The sequence below is a fragment of the Streptomyces sp. NPDC039480 genome (assembly GCF_055597165.1).
The window spans coordinates 62,410-87,307 of record NZ_JBVITX010000006.1; the positions used below are offsets into that span (position 1 = coordinate 62,410).

A 24,898-nucleotide genomic window follows, 5' to 3' on the forward strand; every position below is an offset into this window, starting at 1 on the left:
GGCCGCCGCCCCGAAGGGGGACTGGACGCTCTGGACGTGCGGGAGAGTGCGTCGTAACGTCGGCGTGAGTCGTTGTTAACTATCGCTGCTAGTTTTGTGTTGCCGGAGGCCCGCATGTCCGCAAGTGACCGCACCCCGCTGCCGCCCTTCGACCCCGCCGACCCCCTCGGCATCGACGACCTCCTCGACCCGGAGGACCTCGCGATCCGCGACACCGTCCGCACCTGGGCGGCCGACCGGGTCCTGCCCCACATCGCCGACTGGTACGAGAAGGGTGAGCTGCCCGGGGTCCGTGAGCTGGCCCGTGAGCTCGGCTCCATCGGGGCCCTCGGGATGTCCCTGGAGGGGTACGGCTGCGCGGGGGCCAGCGCCGTGCAGTACGGACTCGCCTGTCTGGAGCTGGAAGCCGCCGACTCCGGCATCCGGTCTCTCGTCTCCGTGCAGGGATCCCTTGCCATGTATGCGATCCACCGCTTCGGATCCGAGGAGCAGAAGCGGCGGTGGCTGCCCGGCATGGCCGCCGGCGAGATCATCGGCTGCTTCGGGCTGACCGAGCCGGACCACGGCTCCGACCCCGCGTCCATGCGCACACACGCGAAGAAGGACGGCACCGACTGGGTGCTCAACGGCCGCAAGATGTGGATCACGAACGGATCGGTGGCCGGGGTCGCCGTCGTCTGGGCGCAGACCGACGACGGCATCAGGGGATTCGTCGTCCCGACCGACACGCGGGGCTTCTCGGCGCCCGAGATCAAGCACAAGTGGTCCCTGCGCGCGAGTGTCACCAGCGAGCTGGTCCTCGACGAGGTGCGGCTGCCGGCGGACGCCGTACTGCCCGAGGTGACCGGCCTCAAGGGGCCGCTGAGCTGTCTCTCCCACGCCCGCTACGGCATCGTCTGGGGTGCCATGGGCGCGGCCCGCTCGTCCTTCGAGGCGGCCGTGGAGTACGCGAAGAGCCGTGAGCAGTTCGGCCGGGCCATCGGGGGCTTCCAGCTCACCCAGGCCAAGCTCGCCGACATGGCGGTCGAGCTGCACAAGGGGGTCCTGCTCGCCCATCACCTGGGACGGCGCATGGACGCGGGACGCCTCCGTCCCGAGCAGATCAGCTTCGGCAAGCTCAACAACGCCAGGGAAGCGATCGAGATCTGCCGCACGGCCAGGACGATCCTGGGCGCCAACGGCATCTCGCTCGAGTACCCCGTCATGCGGCACGCGACGAACCTCGAGTCGGTGCTCACCTACGAGGGCACCTCCGAGATGCACCAACTGGTACTGGGCAAGGCGCTCACCGGTCTCGATGCCTTCCGGTGACCGGCCCCGTGCCGGCCTGGGCTCCGGTGAGCGGCCCTGCCCCTAGCTCTGATTGAAGAAACCGTCCGACGGGCGACTCACGGCCTCGCCGTTGACGATCTGCGTGTCGGCGGGGGTGAGCAGGAACACCCGCGTCGCCACGCGCTCGATCGAACCGCGCAGGCCGAAGGTGAGGCCGGCCGCGAAGTCGACCACGCGCTTGGCGTCGGTGGGCTCCATGGACGTGAGGTTCATGATGACCGGGACGCCGTCCCGGAACAGCTCACCGATGTGGCGCGCGTCCCGGAAGCTGTCCGGGGTCACCGTGCCGATCCGCTGCCCGTGGTCCTGGGCCGGCTCGCTCGCCACCCGCGCACGCGGGTCCGTGACCCAGGCCTCCGGCTGGTCAGGTCCCTCGGCCCGGTCGTCTTCGTAGCCGTCGTCGTAGTAACGCTCGTCGTTGTTGTCGTCGACGAGGCCAAGCCAGGCACTCGCCTTGCGCACCGATCCCATGGACGCCTCCTCTCGCAGCGGTTTCCCTGAATTCCGCATCCCTATCGTCGTCCATGATGCGGATGATGCGCCAAGTGGATAGTCGCCGCGCGGGGTTTTCGTGACGGTACTGGTGCAGAGTCAACACGCCGACGTGCGGTGCGCTCCAAGGGTCGTGCTGTGCACGGCTGCTGACTGTGAGTGAAATATGATTCTTCACGGCGTATGGGTGACGGCCGGTGCGTACGGGTGAACGAGCCGCTGGCTACGATGCCGGAGTTGATCATATCCGGGCCACTCGGGGGAGTCGTCTTGTTCGGAATCGTCAGGCCCTGCAGCCATCGTCTCGGTGAGGGCCTCAAGACGCAGTGGATGGCGCACCTCTGCGGGCTCTGTCTCGCGCTGCGCGGTGACCACGGGCAGTTCGCCCGCGTCGTCACCAACTACGACGGGCTCATCATCTCGGTTCTGACGGAGGCTCAGGCCGAGCGGTCCACCGGGTGGCGACGCACCGCGGGGCCCTGTCCGCTGCGTGGCATGCGGACGGCCTCCGTCGCCCAGGGCGAGGGGGCGCGGCTCGCCGCCGCCGTCTCACTGGTGCTCGCCTCGGCGAAGGTCCGCGACCATGTCGTCGACGGGGACGGGCTCCTGGCGCGCAAGCCGGTGTCCTTCGCCGCCCGGCGCGTGGCCAGGAACTGGGACAGGGCGGGCGCGCGGACCGGCGCCGGCGTGGGGTTCGACACCGCCGTCCTGGTCGACGCCGTCGAACGGCAGGCCGGTGTCGAGGCCTTGGCCGGGCCCGGCAGCTCGCTGCTCGCGGTCACCGAGCCGACCGAGACCGCGACCGCCGCGGCCTTCGCGCACACCGCCGTGCTCGCCGGGCGGCCCGGCAACGCGGAGCCGCTCGCCGAGGCGGGCCGGCTCTTCGGCAGGCTCGCGCACCTGCTCGACGCCGTGGAGGACAGGGAGGCCGACGCCGCGGCGGGCGCCTGGAACCCGCTCACGGCAACCGGCACGTCCCTCGCGGAGGCGCGCCGCCTGGCCGACGACGCGCTGCACGGCATCCGGCTCGCGCTGCGCGACGCCGAGTTCACCGACGGCAAGCTGGCGCACGTGCTGCTCGCGCACGAGCTGGGCACGTCGGTCGACCGGGCCTTCGGTACCGTCGCGTGCGGGCACGCGCATGAGGTGACGGCTCATCAGGGCGGTTCCTTCGGGCCGCCACAGCAGGGCGGACCGTACGGGTCGCCGCCCGCCAGTGGTCCGTACGGCGCACAGAATCCGTACGGGGGCGGGGGTGGACATCCGTACGAGGGTGGGGTGCCCGGTGGCTCCGGTGGACCGGCCGGTCCCGGCGGGCCGGGTGGGACCGGTGGCGCGGGCGGTCCCGGGGGCTTCGGCGGCGGGCCCGCCTTCGAGCCGCAGCCCCCGAAGCCCGGCAAGCGCGGCTTCTGGGCGGGGTGTGCCGTCGCCATCGGGCTCTGCTGCACCTGCAAGATGTGCTGCGCCGACCAGTACGAAGGTCCCTGGTCCCGCAAGAAGCGCGAGGGCTGCTGCAGCAACTGCGGCGACTGCGACTGCGGCTGCTGCGGCATCTGTGAGTGCTGCTCCTGCTGCGACTGCGGGCTCTGACCGGGGCGGGTGCAGGCGCGGCCGGGCGCCGCGGCGCCTGAGCGGGCGTCAGTCCTTGATCTCCGGCGGGGAGATCCGCGACTTCTCGATCGCGGAGCCCTGCGTGCCCCACTTCCGCAGGATGCGGTCGTACGTCCCGTCCTTGATCAGCCGGTCGACGGCCGCCCGGAACGCGGGCGCCAGCTTCGTGTCCTTCTTGAAGGCGAAGCCGACGTCGAGCCGCCGGTACTCGCCGAGGAACTTCAGGCCCTCCTGCTGCTTCACGGCGTACCGCAGACCGTTGATGGTGGACATCACCACGTCGGCGCGGCCCTGCTGGAGCGCGGCCCAGATCGCGCTCTGCTCGGCGTACGTCTTCACGCCGTACGGCTTCTTGCCCGCCTCCTCGCAGACGTGCTTGTTGTCCTCCAGCGTGACTTCGAAGGTGGTGCCCGCGCCGGTCGCCACGTTCAGGCCGCACAGCTGCTCGAAGTCGGTGACCTTCTTCAGCGTGCTGTCCTCGCGGACGGCGAAGCCCTGGCCGTCGTTGATGTACGTGACGAAGTCGATGGTCTTCCGGCGTTCGTCGGTCACGCCGAAGTTGCCCGTGCCGAGGTCGTACTTGCCGCTGCCCAGGGCGGGCAGGATCGCCTCGAAGCTCGCGGCCTCCCGTTTCAGCTTCAGGCCGAGGACCTTCGCGACGGCGTCCGCGAAGTCGATGTCCTGGCCGACGATCGTCCTGCCGTCCGCGAGGTAGAGGGCGCCGGGCGGTGAGCCGCCGACGGAGGAGGCGATGCCGAGCGTGCCCCGGTCGCGCACGTCCCGGGGGAGCAGACGGGCCGCCGCCTCGCTCTTCTCGACCGAGGACACCACGTCCGCGGTCGGGATCCCGGCGCCCTTGCCCGCGGGGCCGGCGCCGCCCGCGGTCTCGGCGGCGTCGCCGGAGCCGCAGCCGGTCAGCGCGAGCGTGGCGGCGGTGATCAGGGCGAAGGCCACCGGCAGGCGGCGGGAGTGCGGGGGCGTGCTCATGGCGTGACGGTCTCCAGCTCGGCAGGGCAGGGCAGGGCGAGGCAGGGCGAAGCGGACGTACGAGGGGAGGGGGTGTCACCGCTCGTGACGGAGGAGCGGTGACGTACGCGTGTGAAGGCGGAGGCGTCGGCGCGCGACGGCGCGGACGTCGGACGTACGCGGCAGACCGACCGGTCCGTGGCAGGAGGAAGGAGGGAGCCCGCAATGGGCTCGGCGCGCAGGGGGTCGGCTCAGATGAACATCAACAAGACGCGGACCACACTCGACCGAAGTCGATGTGGGAGCGTGTGACCAGCCACTGCTGCGGATGCATGGGCCAAGTGGAACAGGCATCCGTTTCCGCGTCAACTGCCGTGAGACGTACGGCTCATATGCTGGACGGCCTTGACAGCGCGCGTGAAGGGACCCGTAATCTCGAGGCGGATCGTGCTGAGGGGCTCGGTCCGTGTGAAGGCGTCACCCGTGTTCGATCTTCTGTATCCACGGAGCCTTCCGCATGTCTTCCGACACCCTCGCCAAAGCGGCGACCGCCCCTCCGCCCCGGGACCCCGCCGAGCTCCCCGCCGAACCGCGCATCGTGCCCCGCCGCCACGTGGGGCAGTGGGCGGCGGCCGCCGCCGTGCTGGTCCTGCTCGCGCTGGCTGCCGACTCCGTCGTACGCAATGAGGCGTTCCAGTGGGACGTCGTCGCCGACCACTTCACCTCGGCGTCCGTGCTGCGCGGCCTCGGGCTCACACTCTGGCTGACCGCCGTCGTCATGGTGCTCGGCTTCGCGCTCGGCACGCTCCTCGCCCTCGGCAGGCTGTCCGCCAACCCCGTTCTGCGAGCGGTGAGTTGGGGGTACGTCTGGTTCTTCAGGTCGATGCCGATCCTGGTCCAGCTGCTCTTCTGGTTCAACATCGGGGCGCTGTACCCGCAGGTGTTCGGCGTGCGGACGGTGGACCTGCTCGGACCGGTCACCATCGCCGTCATCGGGCTCACCCTGCACGAGGCCGCGTACGCCGCCGAGGTGGTGCGCGGCGGGCTCCTCTCCGTCGACCGCGGACAGACCGAGGCCGCGCGGTCGCTCGGGCTCGGGCGGTGGCGCAGGCTGCGGCGGATCGTCCTGCCGCAGGCGATGCGGTCCATCGTGCCGCCCGCAGGGAACATGCTGATCGGCACCCTCAAGGGCACCTCGATCGTCTCCGTCATCGCCGTCCAGGACCTGCTCTACTCCGTGCAGCTCGTCTACCACCGCACCTACCAGGTCATCCCGCTGCTCATGGTCGCCACCCTCTGGTACGTCGTGGTCACCTCGGTGCTGAGCGTCGGCCAGTACTACGTCGAGCGGCACTACGCACGCGGCTCGGAGCGGGCGCGATGAGTCCGGCGCGGCACTCGCTGGTGATCGTGGGAGCCGGACCCCGCGGCACCGGAATCCTGGAGCGCATCGCCGCCAACGCGCCCTCGCCGTACGGCGGAGCGGGCCTGGACATCCACCTCGTCGACCCCTACCCGCCGGGCGGCGGGCGCGTCTGGCGGTCCGACCAGTCGCCGCTGCTCTGGATGAACTCGCAGGCCCAGGACGTCACGATGTTCACCGACGACACGGTGGAGGTGGCGGGGCCCGTCCTGCCGGGCCCCGCCCTGCACGAGTGGGCCGGGCGTGACGGGCGTGCCTTCCTCGGCCGGCGCGAGCAGAGCGCCTATCTGCGCTGGGTGTACGAGAAGGCCGTGGCCGCCCTGCCCGCGGGCGTCGCCGTCCACCACCACCGGCGCAGGGCCCTGCGCGTCACCGGGGCACACGACACCCGCCAGGAGGTGACCCTGGAGGGCGTCGAGGAGCCGCTGGCCGCCGACCTCGTCATCCTCGCCCAAGGACATCTGGACGCCGAACCGGACCCGGAGCAGGCCGAGTTGGCCGCGTACGCCGAGCGCAACGGACTCGTGTACCTCCCGCCCGACTTCACCGCCGACAGCGACCTGTCGCGGCTCGCGCCCGGCGCGCCCGTCGTCGTGCGCGGCTTCGGCCTCGCTTTCGTCGACCTGATGGTGCTGCTCACCGAGGGGCGCGGCGGACGGTACGAAGGCGACACGTACCGCCCGTCGGGCCGCGAGCCCGTCCTGTACGTCGGCTCGCGGCGCGGCACCCCCTACCGCTCGAAGATCGGCTACGACTGGGACGGTGAACGGCCGCCGCTGCCCCGCTACTTGGGGCCGGCCGAGATCGACGGGCTCCTCGCCAGGCCCGGGGGGTTCGACTTCCGGCGGGACGTGTGGCCGCTCGTCGAGAAGGAACTCGGCTTCGCCCACTACCACCGCCTCTTCACCGCCCACCCCGAACGCACCCGGACCGCCTGGCCGGACTTCGACGAGAAGTACGGGGCCTGCGACCCCGGCAGCCCCGAACTGGACGCCCTCGTCGCCTCCGCCGTGCCCGACCCCGCCGACCGGCTCGACCTCACGGCGCTCGACCGCCCCCTGGCCGGGGTGCGCCACACGTCGTACGAAGCACTGCAGGACGGGCTGCGCCGCCATGTCGCCGACGACCTCGCGCGCCGGCACGACCCCGCACACAGCCCCGACCTCGCCGTCTTCCTCGGCCTCCTCTCCGTGTACGGACAGCTGGTGCGGCTCGGCGACGTGGGGCCGTGGTGGCACGGCTTCTTCAGCCACCTCGCCTCCGGGCCGCCGGGGCCCCGGCTGAGGCAGTTGCTCGCGCTCTCCCGCGCCGGAGTCGTGCGGTTCCTCGGCGCGGACGTCCGGGTCGCCGCCGAGAGCGGGGTGTTCCGCGCGCAGAGCCCCACCCTGCCCGGCCAGGTCACCGAGGCCCGCGCGCTCGTCGAGGCACGGCTGCCGCAGCCCACCCTCGCCCGCACCCGCGACCCGCTGCTGCGCGCCCTGTACGCCGAGGGCGCCGCGTCGACCGATGCGGGGCTGCTCGCCGTCGACCCGACCGACGGGCGGGTGCTCGACCGGGCCGGCGCGGCGCACCCGCGCCGGTTCGCGCTCGGCCCGCACACCGACGCGCGCGGCGCGGGCGCCTTCACCCGGCCGCGGACCAACAGCCCCACCTTCCGGCAGAACGACGCCACCGCGCGTGCCGTACTCGCCTTCCTGCACCCCACCCGGACCGGAGGAACCCGTGCCGCAGCCCAGTGATCCCCTCATCGAACCCCCCATGGTCGAACTCCGCTCCGTCCGCAAGTCCTTCGGCTCGCTGGAAGTGCTGAAAGGCGTCGACCTCCAGGTCCGCAGGGGCGAGGTCGCGGTCGTCCTCGGCCCGTCCGGCTCCGGCAAGTCCACCCTCCTGCGCACCATCAACCACCTGGAGAAGGCCGACGGGGGCTCGGTCGGCGTCGACGGCACGCCCATCGGCCACCGGCGCTCCGGCGACAAGCTGTACGAGCTGCCCGAACGCGACGTACTCAAGCAGCGCACCCGCATCGGTTTCGTCTTCCAGAACTTCCACCTCTTCCCGCACCTGACCGTCCTGGAGAACGTCGTCGAGGCGCCCGTCTTCGCCCTCAAGCGGCCGCGCGCCGCCGCGGACGAGGCCGCGAGGCGGCTCCTGGCCCGGGTCGGCCTCGCCGACAAGACCGACGCCTACCCGGGACAGCTCTCCGGCGGGCAGCAGCAGCGCGTCGCCATCGCCCGCGCGCTCGCCCTGGAGCCGAAGCTGCTCCTCTTCGACGAGCCGACCTCGGCGCTCGACCCCGAACTGGTCGGCGAGGTCCTCGACGTCATCAAGGACCTGGCCCGCCGGGGCACCACGATGATCGTCGTCACGCACGAGATCGGCTTCGCCCGCGAGGTGGCCGACACCGTCGTCTTCATGGACGACGGACGCGTCGTCGAGCAGGGCGCCCCCGCCGACGTACTCGACCATCCGCGCCACGACCGCACGCGCGCCTTCCTCTCCAAGGTCCTCTAGGAGTTCCGCATGCCCACCCCACCCGCCGCCCCGGTCCCGTCGGCCTGCCGCGGCCCCCTTCACCTGGCCGTCGCCATCGACCGGCCCGACGCCCTCGAAGCCGACGCCTATGAGGCCGACACCTACGTCGAGCCCGCGCTGCTCGCCGAGCGCGGGGCGCTGGACTTCGTGACCCTCGGCGACTCCTTCGCGCGGCCCGGCCCGGACGCGCTCGCCGTGGCCGCGAGGATCGCGCCCCGCACCGGGCGCATCGGTCTCGTGCCGACCGTCACGACCACCCACACCGAGCCGTTCCACGTGCAGGCCGCCGTCGCGACCCTCGACTGGGTCAGCCACGGGCGGGCCGGCTGGACGGTCGACGTGTCGACGACCGAGGCCGAGGCCCGCCTCTTCGGGCGGCGCGGCGCCGCGTCCCGCGAGGAGCTGTGGCGCGAGGCCGGTGAAGTGGCCGACGTCGCCGCCCGGCTGTGGGACAGCTGGGAGGACGACGCGGAGATACGGGACGTGCCGACCGGCCGCTTCATCGACCGGGACAAGCTCCACCACGTCGACTACCAGGGGCGCGGCTTCTCGGTCCGCGGCCCGTCCATCGTGCCGCGGCCGCCGCAGGGCCACCCGGTGCGGGTCGTCGACGCGACCGCCCCGCAGGCCCGTGAGACGGCCGCCCGGTACGCGGACGTCGCCCTGGTGCGGGTCGCGTCCGCCGAGCGGGCCGACGCCGCGCGGTCCGAACTGCGGAGCCTCGCGGCCCGGGCGGGGCGCGATCCGGGGACGCTCCTCGTGTTCGCCGCACTCCACGTCGACCTCGGCAGCGGGGAGCACGCCGCGGAGCCGGGGCACGGGGGCGGGCCGCTGCCCACCGCCGAGGGGCCCGCCTACCGGGGCGGACCCGTCGACCTGGCCGAGCTGATCGCCGACTGGCACCGCGCGGGCGCCGTCGACGGCTTCCACCTCACGCCCGCGGAGCCGCGCCGTGACCTGGAGCGGCTCGTCAACGGCACCGTCGCGCTGCTCCAGCACCGCGGTCTGTTCCGCACCTTCTATCCGGGCAGCACGCTCCGCGAACACCTGGGGCTCGCCCGGCCCGCCAACCGATACGCCGCCCTCGCGGGGGAGCCCTCATGACACATCGACCCCTTACGTCACATCAACCCTCCACGTCACACCGACCCCATCGGCCCCTTGGGACGCAGTCGGCCAAGCAGGTGCACCTGGCCGCCCACTTCCCCGGCGTCAACAACACCACCGTCTGGTCCGACCCGAGATCCGGCTCGCACATCGACTTCTCGTCCTTCGCGGCGCTCGCCCGCACCGCCGAGCGCGGCCTCTTCGACTTCTTCTTCCTCGCCGAGGGGCTGCGGCTGCGCGAGCACAAGGGGCGGATCCACGACCTGGACGTGGTCGGACGGCCCGAGTCGCTCACCGTCCTGACCGCGCTCGCCGCCGTCACCGAACGGCTCGGCCTGGCCGGCACCGTCAACGCGACCTTCAACGAACCCTTCGAACTGGCCCGCAGATTCGCCTCCCTGGACCATCTGAGCGCGGGCCGCGCCGCCTGGAACGTGGTCACCACGTCGGACGCCTTCACCGGCGAGAACTTCCGGCGCGGCGGCTACCTCGACCGCGCCGACCGGTACACCCGCGCCGCCGAGTTCCTGGCGACGGCGCGCGAGCTGTGGGACTCCTGGACGCCGGACGGCCGGCCGCGGCCCTTCGCGCACCGCGGCGAACACTTCACGATCGAGGGCGAGTTCACCCTGCCGCGCTCCCCGCAGGGGCACCCCGTGGTGATCCAGGCGGGCGACTCCCCGGAGGGGCGGGAGTTCGCCGCGTCGGCCGCCGACGTCGTCTTCACGCGGCACGGCACGCCGGAGGCCGGGCGGGAGTTCTACGCCGACGTCAAGGGGCGCCTCGCGAAGTACGGACGGGCCGCCGACGACCTGAAGATCATGCCCGGCGTCACCTACGTCCTCGGCGACACCGCGGCCGAGGCACAGGAGAAGGCCACCGAGATCCGCCGTCTCCAGGTCTCACCGCAGAACGCGATCCTCGCCCTGGAACAGGTCTGGGGCGTGGACCTCTCCGCGTACGACCCGGACGGGCCGCTGCCCGACATCGACCCGGACCCGGAGTCGCAGCTGGTCCAGGGCCGGGTGAAGATCGGCGACCCGCTCGCCGTCGCCGCGAAGTGGCGGGCGCTCTCCGAGGCCAAGGGGCTCTCCATCCGCCAGACCGTCATCGAGACCACGGCCCGCCAGTCCTTCATCGGCACCCCGGACCAGGTCGCCGCCGATCTGACGGAGGCCGTGCGCACCGAGGCCGCCGACGGCTTCATCCTCGTGCCGCACCTCACCCCGGGCGGCCTCGACGACTTCGTCGACCAGGTGGTGCCGCTGCTCCAGGAGCGCGGCGCGTACCGCACGGAGTACGAGGGCGCGACGCTCCGCTCCCACCTCGGGCTGCCCGAGCCCGTAGGGAAGAGTTGATCACCATGACGGACGACGTCACCCGGACGGAGACCCGCCGGGTGTCCCCGGGCGCGGCCGAAAGGCGCCCTTGTGCGGCTGGTGTCCGCCCCTCAATACTCCCGAGCAGCGCTTGTCAGGAGCACGGCGTAACCGGAATCCGGGCCTGCTCTTTGGCTGCGCCTCACGGGTCCTCAACCCACAAGGACCCACTGACTTCCCTCGGGAGGGAACAACGTGAGGATCAAGCGCACCATCCCCCACAGTGGCACGGCAAGACGTACCCGTCTGCTCGCCATAGCCACCGGACTTGTCGCCGCTGGAGCGCTCGCCGTGCCCGCGGCCAACGCCCAGGACGGCATGACGACCTTCAGCGCGTCCCAGCTGGAACAGGCCAGCGACGCCGTCCTCGACGCCGACGTCGCGGGCACCGCCTGGGGTGTCGACCCGAAGACCAAGCAGGTCGTCGTGACCGCCGACAGCACGGTCTCCAAGTCCGAGATCGCCAGGATCAAGGACGCGGCGGGGACCAACGCCGGCGCCCTGAAGATCGAACGCACCCCGGGCAAGTTCCAGAAGTACATCTCCGGCGGCGACGCGATCTACGCGAGCAGCTGGCGCTGCTCGCTCGGCTTCAACGTGCGCAACAGCGCGGGCGCCTACTACTTCCTGACCGCCGGTCACTGCACCGACGGCGCGACCACGTGGTGGGCCAACGCGGCGAAGACCACGGTGCTCGGCACCACGTCGGGCTCCAGCTTCCCGACCAACGACTACGGCATCGTGCGCTACACCAACGACTCGATCACCAAGTCCGGCACGGTGGGCAGCCAGGACATCACCCGCGCCGCCGACCCCACCGTCGGGCAGAACGTCACCCGGCGCGGCTCCACGACCGGCACGCACAGCGGCCGTGTCACCGCGCTGAACCAGACGGTCAACTACGGCGGCGGCGACGTCGTCTACGGCATGATCAGGACGACGGTCTGCGCCGAGCCCGGCGACAGCGGTGGCCCGCTGTACTCGGGCACCACGGCGCTGGGCCTGACCTCCGGCGGCAGCGGCAACTGCTCGTCGGGCGGCACGACCTTCTTCCAGCCGGTCACCGAGGCGCTGCGCGCGTACAACGTGAGCGTCTACTGAGGTCGGCGCACGCCGCTTGAAGCTCTGGCCAGCAGCGGGTGGGCCCCCGTCCGGACACCGGGCGGGGGCTCGCCCTCGTCCGGGGGGAGGGCTACCTTCGTAGGGAACGCCCGACACGCCCGATTCGGACCCTGGGGGGCCGGCATGGTCGAGGAGCTGGTGGCGGCGGGACTGGCCCTCGGGTCGGCCGGAGTGGTCTACACGATGGCGGCGGCGCGCGTCGTCAAGCAGTACGAGCGGGGCGTGGTGCTGCGCCTCGGAAAGCTGCAACGCTCCGTGCGCGGGCCGGGGTTCACCATGATCGTGCCGCTCGTGGACCGGCTCCACAAGGTCAACATGCAGATCGTCACGATGCCCGTGCCGGCGCAGGACGGCATCACGCGCGACAACGTCACGGTCCGGGTCGACGCGGTCATCTACTTCAAGGTCGTCGACGCCGCCGAGGCGGTCGTGCAGGTGGAGGACTACCGCTTCGCGGTCTCGCAGATGGCGCAGACGTCGCTGCGCTCCATCATCGGCAAGAGCGATCTGGACGACCTGCTGTCCAACCGCGAGAAGCTCAACCAGGGCCTGGAGCTGATGATCGACTCCCCGGCCATCGGATGGGGCGTGCAGATCGACCGCGTCGAGATCAAGGACGTGTCGCTGCCCGAGACCATGAAGCGCTCCATGGCCCGGCAGGCCGAGGCCGACCGCGAGCGGCGCGCCCGCGTCATCAACGCCGACGCCGAGCTCCAGGCCTCCAAGAAACTCGCCGAGGCCGCCCACGAGATGGCCGAGGAGCCCGCCGCGCTCCAACTCCGCCTTCTGCAGACCGTGGTGGCCGTCGCCGCCGAGAAGAACTCCACGCTCGTCCTGCCCTTCCCGGTGGAGTTGCTCCGCTTCCTGGAACGGGCCCAGCAGTCCCTGCCACAGCAGCCACAGCAACAGCAGCAACAACACCCGCCGCAGGTACCGCCGGTGGAAGGGGCGAGAACCGGACAGGACTAGTCCTCACAGGCTGACGATCGTTCCTCGCGCGGGGTGTTTGCAGCGGGAACCGACGTGGCGTGACTGGGCTCACTCGATGTGCGAGGGGCGCACTGGTGTTGTCGTGTGCGCGTCCTGAAGTCGACCTTGTGTGCTACCGGAAAGCCTCGGGATAGTGGACGAGGCAACTTTGGCATGGACGCGGCTTTTTCAGCGTGGCAACTCCGTGCGGTGCAACCTTGCGGTCCGTCAGGCCCCCACGCCCGACGAGCCGTTCCCCCCACAGGAGGTCGTGAGTTTTGAAGCACCGACGCATACCCAAGCGGCGTGCCGCCGTGGCAGGCGCGGGCATCGCCGCGCTGGTCGCCGCGGGAATCACCTTCCAGACTGCGAACGCGAGCGAGAACCCCCCGACGACCGCACCGGACACCCTCTCGGTGGCGAAGGCCGGAAAGCTCGCCTCGTCCCTCGTCGAGGAACTCGGCGCGGACGCCGCGGGCACGTACTACGACGCGAAGGCCGAGGCCCTCGTCGTGAACGTGCTGAACAAGAGCGCCGCCGGCGCCGTCGAGTCGGCGGGCGGCAAGGCCAGAATCGTGGAGAACTCCCTCGCCGAGTTGAAGAGCGCCCGCGCGACGCTCGACGACAAGGCGGCCGTGCCCGGCACCTCATGGGCGATGGACCCGGCCACGAACAAGATCGTCGTCACGGCGGACCGCACGGTCGACGGCGCGAAGCTCGACAAGGTCTCCTCGATCGTGAAGAGCCTCGGCGGCAAGGCCGAACTGAAGCGGAGCAAGGGCGAGTTCAAGGCCTTCCTGGCAGGCGGCGACGCGATCTGGGGGAGCGGCTCGCGCTGCTCGCTCGGCTTCAACGTCGTCAAGGGCGGCGAGCCGTACTTCCTGACGGCCGGCCACTGCGGCAACGCGGTCAAGAGCTGGTCCGACTCGCAGGGCGGCTCGGAGATCGGCACCACGGAGGAGTCCAGCTTCCCGGGCAACGACTACGCCATCGTGAAGTACACGGCCGACACCCCGCACCCCAGCGAGGTGAACCTCTACAACGGCAGCTCCCAGGCGATCAGCAAGGCCGGGGACGCCACGGTCGGTCAGAAGGTGACGCGCAGCGGCAGCACCACGCAGGTCCACGAAGGCGAGGTCACCGCGCTCGACGCGACGGTGAACTACCAGGAGGGCCAGGTCGACGGTCTGATCCAGACCACCGTCTGTGCCGAGCCCGGCGACAGCGGCGGCGCGCTCTTCGCCGGCGACACCGCGCTGGGTCTCACCTCGGGCGGCAGCGGTGACTGCTCCTCCGGTGGGGAGACGTTCTTCCAGCCGGTTCCCGAGGCGCTGAGCGCCTACGGAGCCGAGATCGGCTGAGGCCGCCGGACACCCTGTGCCCCGCCCCCGCGACAGTGGGGGCGGGGCACAGGGTGTCCGCCGTGCCGTGTCCGGCGTGCCGGGTCCGCCGCTCCGCTCAGCCGATGCCTCTGCCGTAGTTCGTGCCGCTCAGGTCGATGGAGCCGCTGCGCGTCCTGCGCCGGGCGGACAGGGCGAGGGTGACGACGACGCCGAGGACGGCCCATGCGGAGAGGACCAGGAGCGCCCGGGTGACCGAGTTCCCCTCGAAGTACGCGATGGAGCGGGCCACCCAGGTGCCGGCGCCCGGCGGCAGCCAGGGCCCGATCGCCTGCCAGAAGGGCGGCAGCATCGGCAGCGGGAAGGCGCCGCCCGCGCTCGGGTTGCCCGCGATGACGACGAGGAGGACGGCCAGACCGATGCCGACGATGCCGGTGAGCGACTGCAGGGCGAGCGTGATCGCGCCGACCCCGAAGATCACCAGGGCGCCGAGGCCCCACAGGCCCATGACGCTGCCCGGCAGAGCGCCGAGGATCGGCCCGATGATGACCGCGCCGCCGAGCCCGCCGACGATCGAGTAGAGCGCCATGGTGCCGAGCCTGATGACCGCGCGCGGCACGTTGGCGGCCCGGGAGCCCGCGCTGATCGCGAGGATCGACGCGCACAGATAGCCGCCGACGCACCAGCCGACGACCAGGTAGAAGGACGAGAGGCCGTTGAAGTCCTGGTTCGACGCCGCGGCCACGTCGTCCGTCTTCACCGTGCGCTTCTGGGCGGCGTCTGCCTCGGAGACGAGCTCGGTGAGGGTCCTGGACAGGGCGGTGCCGCCGCCGGAGGCGACCAGGAGGGTGTCGGTGGTGCCGCGCGGGTCGACGAGCAGGGCGCCGTCGATGTCGCGGTTCATGATCTGGCGGCGGGCCGTGGCCTCGTCCTTGAGGACGCGGGTGTCGAGCGGATCGCCGGGGAGCTTCCCGAGACGGTCGGCCGTCTGCTCGGCCGCGGGGCCCGGGGCGACCACTCCGAAGGCCACGTCCTTCGGTTTCGGGTGGTGGAGGGCTCCTACGTAGGAGGCGATGAACAGCAGTTGCAGGGCGAGTACGCCGATGACGAGCAGGGCTGCTCGCGGGGTGACGGCGCTCTTCAATTCGTCGGCGAACCTCATGCCCCCACGCTCCGGGTACGGGGGCGTTTCCGCAGGTGGGATGGGCCGAACGGACGACGTCCCGGGCCGTGGGGCACGCCGGACCAGTGAATCGAACGTATGTGTCGTACGTAAGTTCGAAACTGGTCTATGGTGGAGGCGGGGGATGTGAGAACGGATCGATTCAGGGTTTCAGGAGGTGCGTGTGCCCGGGTTCACGCATCTGCACACCGTCTCCGGGTTCTCCCTGCGGTACGGCGCCTCGCACCCGGAGCGGCTCGCCGAGCGCGCCGCCGACCGGGGCATGGACGCCCTCGCCCTCACCGACCGCGACACCCTCGCGGGCACCGTCCGCTTCGCCAAGGCCTGCGCCAAGGCGGGCGTGCGGCCGCTGTTCGGGACCGAGCTCGCGGTGGGGGAGCCCGCCCCGGCCAAGGGCGAGCGGCGCCGCGCCCCCGTGCGCGGCGGTGCCTTCATCGACGAGTCGACCCCGCGCGTGACCTTCCTCGCCCGGGACGGCGCCACCGGCTGGGCCGCGCTCTGCCGCCTGGTCACCGCCGCACACCGCGCCGACGCCGACGGCGGCGGCACTGATGGGGGCGGCACCGACGGCCGGCCCGTGCTGCCCTGGCAGGAGAACCACGGCGAGGGCCTCACCGTGCTGCTCGGCCCCGCCTCCGACGTGGGCCGCGCGCTCACCGCGGGCCGCCCCGACCGGGCCGCCCGCCTCCTCGCCCCCTGGCGCGAGCGGTACGGCGACGCGCTGCGCCTGGAGTCCGTCTGGCACGGCCGCGAGGGCACCGGGCCCGGCTCGCTGCGCCTCGCCGCGCGCACCGTCGGCTTCGCCGCCGAACAAGGCGTGCGCCCCGTCCTGACCAACGCCGTGCGCTACGCCGACCCCGGACAGGGCCCCGTCGCCGACGTCCTCGACGCCGCCCGCCGCCTCGTCCCCGTCGACCCGACCAAGGAACTCGACAGCGGCGAGCGGTGGCTGAAGGGCGCGGACGCCATGCTGCACGCCGCCGAGCGCGTCGTCGAGGCCGCGGGCTTCCGCCGCGACACCGCCCACCGCCTGCTCGAACAGACCCGGGCGACCGCCGCCGAGTGCCTCGTCGACGCCGAGGACGACATCGGCATCGGGACCGTGCACTTCCCCGAGCCGCACCTGGTCGGCGCCGGGCGCCGCACCGCGCAGCGCGTCCTCGCCTCGCGCGCGGCGGCCGGCATGGTGCGGCGCGGCTACGACTCACGGCGCGGCTACTGGGAGCGCATGCACCACGAGCTGGACATCATCGACCACCACGGCTACGCCTCGTACTTCCTGACCGTGGCGCAGGTCGTCGACGACGTGCGCGACCTGGGCATCCGGGTCGCGGCCCGCGGTTCGGGCGCAGGCTCCCTCGTCAACCACCTCATCGGCATCGCGCACGCCGACCCCGTCGAGCACGGGCTGCTCATGGAGCGGTTCCTGTCCAAGCGGCGGCACGTCCTGCCGGACATCGACATCGACGTCGAGTCGGCCCGCCGCCTGGAGGTCTACCGCGCGATCATCGGCCGCTTCGGCACCGAGCGGGTCGCGACGGTCGCCATGCCCGAGACCTACCGGGTCCGCCACGCCGTGCGCGACGTGGGCGCCGCCCTGTCCATGGACCCGGCCGAGATCGACAAGCTCGCCAAGGCCTTCCCGCATATCCGCGCCCGCGACGCCCGCGCCGCGCTGGAGGAGCTGCCCGAACTGCGGCGGGTCGCGGCGGAGCTGGGCGACCGCGACCGGCTGTGGGAGCTGGTCGAGGCCCTCGACGCGCTGCCGCGCGGCGTCGCCATGCACCCGTGCGGGGTGCTGCTCTCCGACGCCTCGCTGCTCACCCGTACACCCGTCATGCCGACCAGCGGCGAGGGCCTGCCCATGTCGCAGTTCGACAAGGACGACGTCGAGGACCTCGGCCTGCTCAAGCTGGACGTCCTCGGGGTGCGGATGCAGTCCGCGATGGCGCACGCCGTGGCGGAGACCGAGCGGGCCACGGGGGAGCGGGTCGACCTGGACGCGATACCGCCGGGCGACCCGGCGACGTACCGGCTCATCCAGTCCACCGAGACGCTCGGCTGCTTCCAGATCGAGTCGCCGGGCCAGCGCGACCTGGTCGGGCGGCTGCAGCCCGCGACCTTCCACGACCTGGTGGTCGACATCTCGCTGTTCCGGCCGGGTCCTGTCGCCGCCGACATGGTGCGGCCCTTCATCGAGGCCAGGCACGGCCGCGCGCCCGTCCGCTATCCGCACCCCGACCTCGCGGGGCCGCTCAAGGAGACGTACGGCGTCGTCGTCTTCCACGAGCAGGTCATCCAGATCGTGGACATCATGACCGGCTGCGGGCGCGACGAGGCGGACCGGGTGCGGCGCGGGCTCTCCGACCCCGAGTCGCAGGGCCGGATCCGCTTCTGGTTCGCGCAGCAGGCGGCGGCCAGGGGGTACGACGCGGAGACGATCGGCCGCACCTGGGGGATCGTCGAGGCCTTCGGGTCGTACGGCTTCTGCAAGGCGCACGCGGTGGCCTTCGCCGTGCCGACGTACCAGTCGGCCTGGCTGAAGGCCCATCACCCGGCCGCGTTCTACGCCGGGCTGCTCACGCACGACCCCGGGATGTACCCGAAGCGGCTGCTGCTCGCGGACGCGCGGCGGCGTGGGGTGCCGATCCTGCCGCTGGACGTGAACCGGTCGGCGGCCGCTCACCGTATCGAACTGGTGTCCGAGCCGCGGCCGGTGTGGGGCCTGCGGCTGGCGCTCTCCGATGTGCATGGCATCAGCGAGGCCGAGGCCGCGCGCATCGCGGACGGACAGCCCTACGCCTCGCTCGTCGACTTCTGGGAGCGGGCCAGGCCCTCCAAGCCGGTCGCGCAGCGGCTCGCCCAGGTCGGCGCGCTCGACGCGTTCGGCGCCAACCGCCGCGACCTGCAACTGCACCTGGCCGAGCTGCGGCGGGGCACGCGCGGTGTCGCAGGCGCCCAACTGCCCCTGGCGGGCGGGCGGAAGACGGCACCCGCGGGCCTCCCCGACCTGGACGACGCGGAGCGGCTCAGCGCCGAACTGGGCGTCCTCGGCATGGACTCGTCGCGCCACCTCATGGTGGACCACCGCGACTTCCTCGCGGAGCTCGGCGTGCTCGGCGCCCGGCGCCTGCGCGAGGCCGAGCACGGCGCGACCGTCCTGGTCGCGGGCGCCAAGGCCGCCACGCAGACCCCGCCGATCCGCTCCGGGAAACGCGTCATCTTCACCACCCTGGACGACGGCACGGGCCTGGTCGACCTGGCTTTCTTCGACGACGCCCACGAGCGGTGCGCGCACACCGTCTTCCACTCCTGGCTGCTGCTCGTGCGCGGCGTGGTGCAGCGGCGCGGGCCGCGCAGCCTCAGCGTGGTGGGCGCGGCGGCGTGGAACCTGGCGGAGCTGGTGGAGCTGCGGAAGGAGGGCGGCCTCGACGCGGTGGCGCGGCGCCTGGCGGAACCGGGGCAGGAGCAGGAGCAGGAGGAGCGGGACCCGGCGGCGGAGGGGCGCCGCATCCGCATGGCCAACGGATACGAGATGCACCCCTGGGCGGATCTGCTCCCGGCGGGTGAAGGGACGGCATCGACACGGAAGTTGTGGCACCAGAGTCCGGGGAGCGCGGGATGAACGACGGCATCACCACCCTCTACGTACGCTTCCTGCTGCCCCCCATGCACGAGGCGCTCCTGCCCCAACTGCTCGCCCTGCTCGGCGAGTTCTCCCCGCAGGTCGAGGCGCTGCCGCCGGACGCCGCGCTCGTCGACGTGCGGGGCGCGCGGCGGTATTTCGGGCGGAGCGCCGTCGGGCTCGCCGCGCTGATCCGGGTGCGGGCGCTCGCGCTGTACGGGGTGGAGTGCGCGATCGGCGCGGGGCCCGGGCCGATGCTGGCGCGGATGGCGGCACGCGGCGCCGCCCCCGGCGTGACCCGCGCGGTGCCCGAAGGGCCTGACGGCGTACGGGAGTTCCTCGCCGACCGGCCGGTGGGCGAGCTGCCCGGCATCGGCCGCGCCACCGCCCGCACCCTGTGCGAATACGGCCTCGACTCCCTCGGGAAGGTCGGCGCGGCGCCCCTGTCCACCCTGCAGCGGCTCGTCGGCGCCCGCGCGGGCCGCGAGCTGAGCGAGAAGGCGCGGGGCGTCGACCGGACCCGCGTCGTGCCGAACGCCACCGCCCGCTCGCTCTCCGTCGAACGCCCCTTCCCCCGCGACGAACTGGACCCCTTCCGGCACCGCCGCGCCCTGCTCTCCGGCGCCGAAGAGCTGGGCGCCAGGATGCGGGACGAGGACCAGGTGTGCCGCACGCTGACCCTCACCGTGCGGTACGCCGACCGGAGCACGACCGTCCGGACCCGGGCCCTGCCCGAGCCGACCGCGCACTCCACCGCGCTGACCACGGCCGCGTACCGCATGTACGAGGCGCTGGGCCTGCAGCGGGCCCGGGTGCGCGCCGTGTCCCTGCGCGCCGAGGGGATCGCGCCCGCCGAACAGGCCGCCCACCAGCTGACGTTCGACCCGGCGGACGAGAAGGCCCGCCGCATCGAGGAGGTGGCCGACCGGGCACGGGAGAAGTTCGGCCCCGGCGCGATCGTGCCGGGGACGCTGGCGGCGTGACCGAACGGAGCCCCCTCGGCATCGCCCCTTCGGCTGCCTCCGGTCCGTCGCAGGTAGCCCGTGGGCGTACGTCTTCGGGCCCATGCCCAGGTCAGGGGCGCGCACTTACGATCGGCACATGGACGCGAAGCCGGATTCCCCTGCCCTGCCCGCCTCGACGGCGTGCTCCTCGACGGCGCGCTCCCGGCCGTCGTATGCCTGGCTGATGCCCGTCGGCTGGGGAGCCGCGCTCGGTTACCCCTTCGCTCTGTACTTCGCGATGCGCGCAGGGCGCGGCGGCTTCAGCGTCGTGATCGTCGGCTCGCTGATCGTCCTCACCGCACTGGTGGGCGTGCTCCTGCGGAGCAGGCCGCTGCCCGCCCTCGTGTCGCTGCTCGCCGGGTGGGCCGTCGCGCGTACGCAGATGCAGAACTCGGAGATCGTGTATCTGCAGGTGATGCTCGGCGATCTCGCCGTCTGCTACATCGCCGCGGTCCGGCCGCGCCGTACCTCGATCGCGGCGGCCGCCCTGGCGTTCGGCGCGCAGCTCGGCACGCATCTGACCAGTCTCGGGCAGACCCCGGCCCGGGTGACCCAGCTCGCCGCGTTCATCGCCCTCGCGACGTTCGCCGCCTGGCTGGCCGGCGACTCCGTGCGGGAGCGCCGCGCGCACGCCGAGGCGCTCGGCGCGCGCGCCGCCGAGCAGGCGGTGACCGCCGAACGGCTGCGCATAGCACGGGAGTTGCACGACATGATCGCGCACAGCATCGGCGTCATCGCCATCCAGGCGGGCGTCGGCAGCCGCGTCATCGACACCCAGCCCGCCGAGGCGCGCAACGCGCTCGTCACCATCGAGGCGACCAGCAGGGAGACGCTCGCGGGGCTGCGGCGCACGCTGGGGGCGCTGCGCTCCCCTGCCGAGCCGCACGCACCGCTCGACCCGACCCCCGGCCTCGCGGACCTCGACCGCCTCGTCGCCTCGGCCCTGGACGCGGGGGTCCGCGCCGACGTCCGACTGCGCGGCGAACGGCGGCCGCTGCCCGCCGACATCGACCTGGCTGCGTTCCGCATCCTCCAGGAGGCGCTCACCAACGTCGTGCGGCACGCGGGGACGGGGGAGTGCCGGGTGACCATCGCGTACGACGTGGATGAGGTGTGCGTCGAGGTCGAGGACGACGGTGGCGGCGGTCTCTGCGCGGGCAACGGCTATGGCATCGTCGGCATGCGGGAGCGCGTCGGCCTGCTGCGTGGCCGCTTCACCGCGGGGCCGCGCCCGGAGGGTGGCTTCCGGGTGTCGGCCCGGCTCCCCACGCCCGAGGCCGGGTCCGGGTCCAAGGCTGCGTCCGCTGTGGCGGTGGCTCAGTGACCGACCGCACCGTGCGCGTCCTCCTCGCCGACGACCAGCCGTTGGTCCGTGCGGGCCTGCGCGTCCTGATGGCCGACACCCCGGACATCGAGGTCGTGGGGGAGGCGGGCACCGGGACCGAAGCGGTGCGGCTGGCCGAGGGCGTACGCCCGGACGTCGTCGTCATGGACATCCGCATGCCGGGCATGGACGGCATCGAGGCCACCCGCCTGATCACGGCGGACCAGCGGGACCCCGCAGGACCGCGGGTCCTCGTCCTGACCACCTTCGACGACGACGAGTACGTCTACGGCGCCCTGCGGGCCGGCGCGAGCGGCTTCCTCGTCAAGGACATGGCGCTGGACGACATCCTCGCGGCGATCCGGGTGGTCGCCGCCGGGGACGGCCTGATCGCACCGAGCGTCACCCGGCGCCTCATCGAGGAGTTCGCCGCGCGTCCCGAGCCCGGCCCGCCGCCGGCGCCCCGTGCGGTGGAGGGCATCACCGACCGGGAGTGCGAGGTCCTCACCCTCGTGGGGCGCGGCCTGGCCAACGCCGAGATCGCCGCCGAGCTCTTCATCACCGTGGCCACGGTGAAGGCGCACGTGGCGCGCCTGTTCACGAAGCTCGGCGCCCGTGACCGGGTCCAGCTGGTCATCATCGCGTACGAGATGGAGCTCGTGACGCCGATGCGGTGAGCCGAGGGCGGGCAGGACCGTGCCAGTGAACGCTGGAAGTTTTACCGGCGCGCCGCTTCTGTCTTCGGCTACTCACGCGTAATTTGACGTGAGCACGGCATCCTGTCGATCCGGATCACAGGGCGTACCCCCACCGAACCCCCTCGCACACCTTCGTAATCCCTTGAGCCGCAAGGAGATCACACGATGCTGCCCTCCTGGAGACGCGCGCTGCGCGCGTTCGCCGCCACCCTGCTCGTCACGGGCGCGGTCACCCTCGCTCCCGCCGCCACGGCCACCGCCGACACGGCGCAGACCTCGACGACGACGGCGACGTCGCGGGGCTGGAACGACTACGCCTGCAAGCCGTCCGCCGCGCACCCCCGCCCCGTCGTCCTCGTGCACGGCACGTTCGGCAACTCCGTCGACAACTGGCTCGTCCTCGCGCCCTACCTCGTCAAGCGCGGCTACTGCGTCTACTCCCTGGACTACGGCCAGTTGCAGGGCGTGCCGTTCTTCCACGGACTCGGCCCCATCGAGAAGTCGGCCGAGCAGCTCGACGGCTTCGTCGACAAGGTGCTCGCCTCGACGGGCGCGGCGGAGGTGGACCTCGTCGGCCACTCGCAGGGCGGCATGATGCCCCGCCACTACCTCAAGTTCCTCGGCGGCGCCGACGAGGTGAACGCCCTGATCGGCCTCGCCCCCGACAACCACGGCACCACCCTGCTCGGCCTCACCAGGCTGCTGCCGTACTTCCCCGGCATCGAGGACCTGCTGACCACGAAGACCCCCGCCCTCGCCGACCAGGTGGCCGGCTCGCCGTTCCTGACCAAGCTCAACGAGGGCGGGGACACGGTGCCCGGGGTGCGCTACACCGTCATCGCCACCAAGTACGACGAGGTGGTCACCCCGTACCGCAGCCAGTTCCTGGACGGCCCCGGCGTGCGCAACGTGACCGTCCAGGACCTGTGCCCCATCGACTTGTCGGAGCACGTCACGGTCGGTGTCACGGACCGCGTCGCCCACCACGAGGTCGCGAACGCCCTGGATCCGGCGCACGCGACCCCGACCACCTGCCTGTCCTAGCCGGAACGCCCGGACCGGGTCAGCGGCCGTGACGTCCGGCGGCCCGGCGACGGGTGGTGGCGAACATGGCCGCGGCACCCAGGGCCAGAATGGCGGCACCGCCCATCGCGATGTACGGGGTGGTGCTGTCGCCGCCGGTCTCGGCGAGGTTGTCGTTCGCGGTGGAGACCGGCTTCTCGGCACCGCCCTTCGCCTCGGGGGCGTTGCCCGGGGCGTCCCCGGCATCGGCGGCCTCGGCTGCATCGGCGGCCTCGGCTGCATCGGCGGCCGGGGCGGCCTCGGTGGCCTTGGCGCCCGTCCCGGCGTCGGCGTCCCCGTGCCCGTGGTGCTCGACCGTGGACTTCTCGGCGCCCTCCGCGATCTCCTGGTCGGAGGGGGCGGAGGCGGCCGGGGCCGGGGCAGCGCCGGAGCCGCCGGTGTCCTTGCCGAAGACGACGTCGGAGCAGGTGTAGAACGCCTCGGGGGAATCCGAGCGCTGCCAGATCGAGTAGATCAGGTGACGGCCCTGCCGGGCGGGGACCTTGCCGTCGAAGACGTAGTCGCCGTTCTCCATCTTCGGGTCGGTGACCTTGACGAAGGGCTTCTCCTCCAGGTCCGACCACTTCAGGGGCTTCGTCGGGTCGTACGACTTCTTCGTGACGTACAGCTCGAAGGAGCCCTTGTGCGGGGCGGTGCCCTTGTAGCGGAACGTGTGGTTGCCCGCGGACAGCTTGCTCGACGGCCAGTCGGCGCGCGGCAGGTCGAGGCCCTTGTACTTGTCGTTGTTCGCGCTGCACAGCTTGCCGTCGGGGATGATCTGCTTCGACTTGCCCGCGGCGTTGGCGATGTTCACGCCGTTCCAGTCGTAGAAGGCCTGCGCGCCACTGGCCGCGACGGCGGCCTTGCAGGCGGCCGACTTCGGGGACTCCGGCCCCTCCTGGAAGCAGGCGGAGACCCGGCTGACCGGGTCCGTCATCGAGCCGTGCGCGGTGGCGGGCGTGACCGCCAGGGCGGTCAGGGCGAGCGGCGCGACACCGACGGCGGCGATGGCGGACACCTTGCGGAGGCGGGCAGTCATGGTGGTTCTCCTCAACGACGGTTCAGGGGGCGACCAGAAAGCTAGCCCCTGAAATCCGCGAAAACCCCTGCTGGGAACGGGGAACGGAGATCCTTATGGTCCCTTTAAGGGAGGGCTAACCGGGGGCTCAGGTAGAGCCCCCGGCACGCGGGTCACGGGTGCATCCGGGCGCCCTTCAGCACTTTGTCGACCGCGTTGCGCGGCCCGTGGACGACGATCCCGACCACGTCCAACTCGGCCCCGGCGACGGCCCGGACGGCCGCCCGGTTGTCGGTGTCGTTGCCGGTGGCGAACAGGTCGGAGGTGAACACGGAGCACGGCAGGTCCCGCCCCAGCGCGCGCCCCCGGGCGGCGGTCAGCACCTCCTCGCCGCCCTCGAAGACGAGCACCGGCTGCCGGAACATCGGCAGATAGGCGGTGCCGTCGGCGTCCTCGTACGGCTCCCCGACGACCTCGGGCAGCCGCGTGCCGAGCCCGCTCACGAGGAACGCGGTCACGTTCAGCCGCTGCCAGGTCTCCAGGTCGTCCCGGAGCAGTACGGCGATCTTGGTGTCGAAGCGGACGGGCCGCCGCTCGGCGGCGGTGTCCGGGGTGGGCGTGCGGGGCGTCGTGGCGGTGACCTTAGCGGGCGTACTGGGCGTCGTGGCGGTGTCTGTGCTCATGCCTCGAGACTGCCGATCACCCCGCGCC

The 24,898-nt window shown here is 72.3% G+C and carries 20 protein-coding genes; 15 read left to right on the forward strand and 5 right to left on the reverse strand.

The window, feature by feature from the left end; translation table 11 throughout:
- Positions 1-114 precede the first annotated feature (114 nt).
- The gene (locus ACZ56E_RS19890) at positions 115-1,311 is read left to right on the forward strand and encodes an acyl-CoA dehydrogenase family protein (protein ID WP_471215786.1); all 1,197 of its coding nucleotides are present in this window, start codon (positions 115-117) and stop codon (positions 1,309-1,311) included.
- Positions 1,312-1,353: 42 nt separating this feature from the next.
- Here the strand turns inward: ACZ56E_RS19890 and ACZ56E_RS19895 are convergent, their stop codons facing one another.
- Positions 1,354-1,803 (reverse strand): cell division protein SepF, encoded by a 450-nt coding sequence (locus tag ACZ56E_RS19895; RefSeq protein ID WP_365358353.1) that lies wholly within the window; start codon positions 1,801-1,803, stop codon positions 1,354-1,356.
- Between the two features lie 291 nt (positions 1,804-2,094).
- Here ACZ56E_RS19895 and ACZ56E_RS19900 point away from each other — a divergent pair, with 291 nt between their 5' ends.
- Complete coding sequence (locus ACZ56E_RS19900; RefSeq protein ID WP_471215792.1) at positions 2,095-3,414, forward strand: DUF5685 family protein; 1,320 nt, start codon at positions 2,095-2,097, stop codon at positions 3,412-3,414.
- A gap of 48 nt (positions 3,415-3,462) precedes the next feature.
- Here ACZ56E_RS19900 and ACZ56E_RS19905 read toward each other — a convergent pair whose 3' ends face one another.
- The gene (locus ACZ56E_RS19905; RefSeq protein WP_471215794.1) at positions 3,463-4,422 is read right to left on the reverse strand and encodes an ABC transporter substrate-binding protein; all 960 of its coding nucleotides are present in this window, start codon (positions 4,420-4,422) and stop codon (positions 3,463-3,465) included.
- A gap of 496 nt (positions 4,423-4,918) precedes the next feature.
- Here ACZ56E_RS19905 and ACZ56E_RS19910 point away from each other — a divergent pair, with 496 nt between their 5' ends.
- The 8 genes from ACZ56E_RS19910 (at position 4,919) to ACZ56E_RS19945 (ending at position 14,294) form a co-directional block, all read left to right on the forward strand.
- Positions 4,919-5,785, forward strand: a complete 867-nt coding sequence (locus ACZ56E_RS19910; RefSeq protein ID WP_471215796.1) for an amino acid ABC transporter permease — start codon at positions 4,919-4,921, stop codon at positions 5,783-5,785.
- Entirely contained in the window at positions 5,782-7,563 is a 1,782-nt protein-coding gene (locus ACZ56E_RS19915) for an FAD/NAD(P)-binding protein (RefSeq protein ID WP_471215798.1), read from the forward strand. The genes ACZ56E_RS19910 and ACZ56E_RS19915 overlap by 4 nt, the downstream gene beginning before the upstream one ends.
- Before the next feature lie 19 nt (positions 7,564-7,582).
- Complete coding sequence (locus tag ACZ56E_RS19920; RefSeq protein WP_471216392.1) at positions 7,583-8,335, forward strand: amino acid ABC transporter ATP-binding protein; 753 nt, start codon at positions 7,583-7,585, stop codon at positions 8,333-8,335.
- Between the two features lie 9 nt (positions 8,336-8,344).
- Positions 8,345-9,460 carry an LLM class flavin-dependent oxidoreductase gene (locus tag ACZ56E_RS19925; protein ID WP_471215799.1) on the forward strand — a complete coding sequence of 372 codons (1,116 nt, stop codon included), beginning with the start codon at positions 8,345-8,347 and terminating at the stop codon, positions 9,458-9,460.
- 80 nt (positions 9,461-9,540) lie between these two features.
- Complete coding sequence (locus tag ACZ56E_RS19930; RefSeq protein ID WP_471215801.1) at positions 9,541-10,821, forward strand: NtaA/DmoA family FMN-dependent monooxygenase; 1,281 nt, start codon at positions 9,541-9,543, stop codon at positions 10,819-10,821.
- A 216-nt stretch (positions 10,822-11,037) separates the two neighbouring features.
- Positions 11,038-11,943 (forward strand): S1 family peptidase, encoded by a 906-nt coding sequence (locus ACZ56E_RS19935; protein WP_471215803.1) that lies wholly within the window; start codon positions 11,038-11,040, stop codon positions 11,941-11,943.
- 144 nt (positions 11,944-12,087) lie between these two features.
- Positions 12,088-12,933, forward strand: a complete 846-nt coding sequence (locus ACZ56E_RS19940) for a slipin family protein (protein WP_471215805.1) — start codon at positions 12,088-12,090, stop codon at positions 12,931-12,933.
- A 278-nt stretch (positions 12,934-13,211) separates the two neighbouring features.
- Positions 13,212-14,294, forward strand: a complete 1,083-nt coding sequence (locus ACZ56E_RS19945; RefSeq protein ID WP_471215807.1) for a S1 family peptidase — start codon at positions 13,212-13,214, stop codon at positions 14,292-14,294.
- Between the two features lie 97 nt (positions 14,295-14,391).
- Here ACZ56E_RS19945 and ACZ56E_RS19950 read toward each other — a convergent pair whose 3' ends face one another.
- Positions 14,392-15,435, reverse strand: a complete 1,044-nt coding sequence (locus ACZ56E_RS19950) for an ABC-2 transporter permease (protein WP_471215809.1) — start codon at positions 15,433-15,435, stop codon at positions 14,392-14,394.
- 184 nt (positions 15,436-15,619) lie between these two features.
- Here ACZ56E_RS19950 and ACZ56E_RS19955 point away from each other — a divergent pair, with 184 nt between their 5' ends.
- The 5 genes from ACZ56E_RS19955 (at position 15,620) to ACZ56E_RS19975 (ending at position 23,151) form a co-directional block, all read left to right on the forward strand.
- Positions 15,620-19,081, forward strand: a complete 3,462-nt coding sequence (locus ACZ56E_RS19955; protein ID WP_471215811.1) for a DNA polymerase III subunit alpha — start codon at positions 15,620-15,622, stop codon at positions 19,079-19,081.
- Between the two features lie 8 nt (positions 19,082-19,089).
- Positions 19,090-20,064 (forward strand): DNA polymerase Y family protein, encoded by a 975-nt coding sequence (locus ACZ56E_RS19960; protein WP_471216394.1) that lies wholly within the window; start codon positions 19,090-19,092, stop codon positions 20,062-20,064.
- A 118-nt stretch (positions 20,065-20,182) separates the two neighbouring features.
- Positions 20,183-21,409, forward strand: coding sequence for a sensor histidine kinase (locus tag ACZ56E_RS19965; RefSeq protein WP_471215812.1), 1,227 nt, complete (start codon positions 20,183-20,185; stop codon positions 21,407-21,409).
- Positions 21,406-22,086: a response regulator gene (locus ACZ56E_RS19970; protein ID WP_471215814.1), complete on the forward strand. Its 681-nt coding sequence runs from the start codon at positions 21,406-21,408 to the stop codon at positions 22,084-22,086. The genes ACZ56E_RS19965 and ACZ56E_RS19970 overlap by 4 nt, the downstream gene beginning before the upstream one ends.
- Positions 22,087-22,272: 186 nt before the next feature.
- A complete protein-coding gene (locus ACZ56E_RS19975) occupies positions 22,273-23,151 on the forward strand; it encodes an esterase/lipase family protein (RefSeq protein WP_471215816.1) in 879 nt (292 codons plus the stop codon).
- A 19-nt stretch (positions 23,152-23,170) separates the two neighbouring features.
- Here the strand turns inward: ACZ56E_RS19975 and ACZ56E_RS19980 are convergent, their stop codons facing one another.
- Both ACZ56E_RS19980 and ACZ56E_RS19985 read right to left on the reverse strand, forming a co-directional pair.
- Complete coding sequence (locus ACZ56E_RS19980) at positions 23,171-24,208, reverse strand: lytic polysaccharide monooxygenase auxiliary activity family 9 protein (RefSeq protein WP_471215818.1); 1,038 nt, start codon at positions 24,206-24,208, stop codon at positions 23,171-23,173.
- A gap of 152 nt (positions 24,209-24,360) precedes the next feature.
- Positions 24,361-24,870 carry a DUF2000 family protein gene (locus tag ACZ56E_RS19985; RefSeq protein WP_471215819.1) on the reverse strand — a complete coding sequence of 170 codons (510 nt, stop codon included), beginning with the start codon at positions 24,868-24,870 and terminating at the stop codon, positions 24,361-24,363.
- Between the last annotated feature and the right edge of the window lie 28 nt (positions 24,871-24,898).

Coding starts and splice junctions, on each gene's coding strand:
- ACZ56E_RS19890 (WP_471215786.1), top strand. CDS start 115: ATGTCCGCAAGTGACCGCACCCCGCTGCCGCCCTTCGACCCCGCCGAC.
- ACZ56E_RS19895 (WP_365358353.1), bottom strand. CDS start 1,803: ATGGGATCGGTGCGCAAGGCGAGTGCCTGGCTTGGCCTCGTCGACGAC.
- ACZ56E_RS19905 (WP_471215794.1), bottom strand. CDS start 4,422: ATGAGCACGCCCCCGCACTCCCGCCGCCTGCCGGTGGCCTTCGCCCTG.
- ACZ56E_RS19910 (WP_471215796.1), top strand. CDS start 4,919: ATGTCTTCCGACACCCTCGCCAAAGCGGCGACCGCCCCTCCGCCCCGG.
- ACZ56E_RS19915 (WP_471215798.1), top strand. CDS start 5,782: ATGAGTCCGGCGCGGCACTCGCTGGTGATCGTGGGAGCCGGACCCCGC.
- ACZ56E_RS19920 (WP_471216392.1), top strand. CDS start 7,583: ATGGTCGAACTCCGCTCCGTCCGCAAGTCCTTCGGCTCGCTGGAAGTG.
- ACZ56E_RS19925 (WP_471215799.1), top strand. CDS start 8,345: ATGCCCACCCCACCCGCCGCCCCGGTCCCGTCGGCCTGCCGCGGCCCC.
- ACZ56E_RS19940 (WP_471215805.1), top strand. CDS start 12,088: ATGGTCGAGGAGCTGGTGGCGGCGGGACTGGCCCTCGGGTCGGCCGGA.
- ACZ56E_RS19950 (WP_471215809.1), bottom strand. CDS start 15,435: ATGAGGTTCGCCGACGAATTGAAGAGCGCCGTCACCCCGCGAGCAGCC.
- ACZ56E_RS19965 (WP_471215812.1), top strand. CDS start 20,183: ATGGACGCGAAGCCGGATTCCCCTGCCCTGCCCGCCTCGACGGCGTGC.
- ACZ56E_RS19975 (WP_471215816.1), top strand. CDS start 22,273: ATGCTGCCCTCCTGGAGACGCGCGCTGCGCGCGTTCGCCGCCACCCTG.
- ACZ56E_RS19980 (WP_471215818.1), bottom strand. CDS start 24,208: ATGACTGCCCGCCTCCGCAAGGTGTCCGCCATCGCCGCCGTCGGTGTC.
- ACZ56E_RS19985 (WP_471215819.1), bottom strand. CDS start 24,870: ATGAGCACAGACACCGCCACGACGCCCAGTACGCCCGCTAAGGTCACC.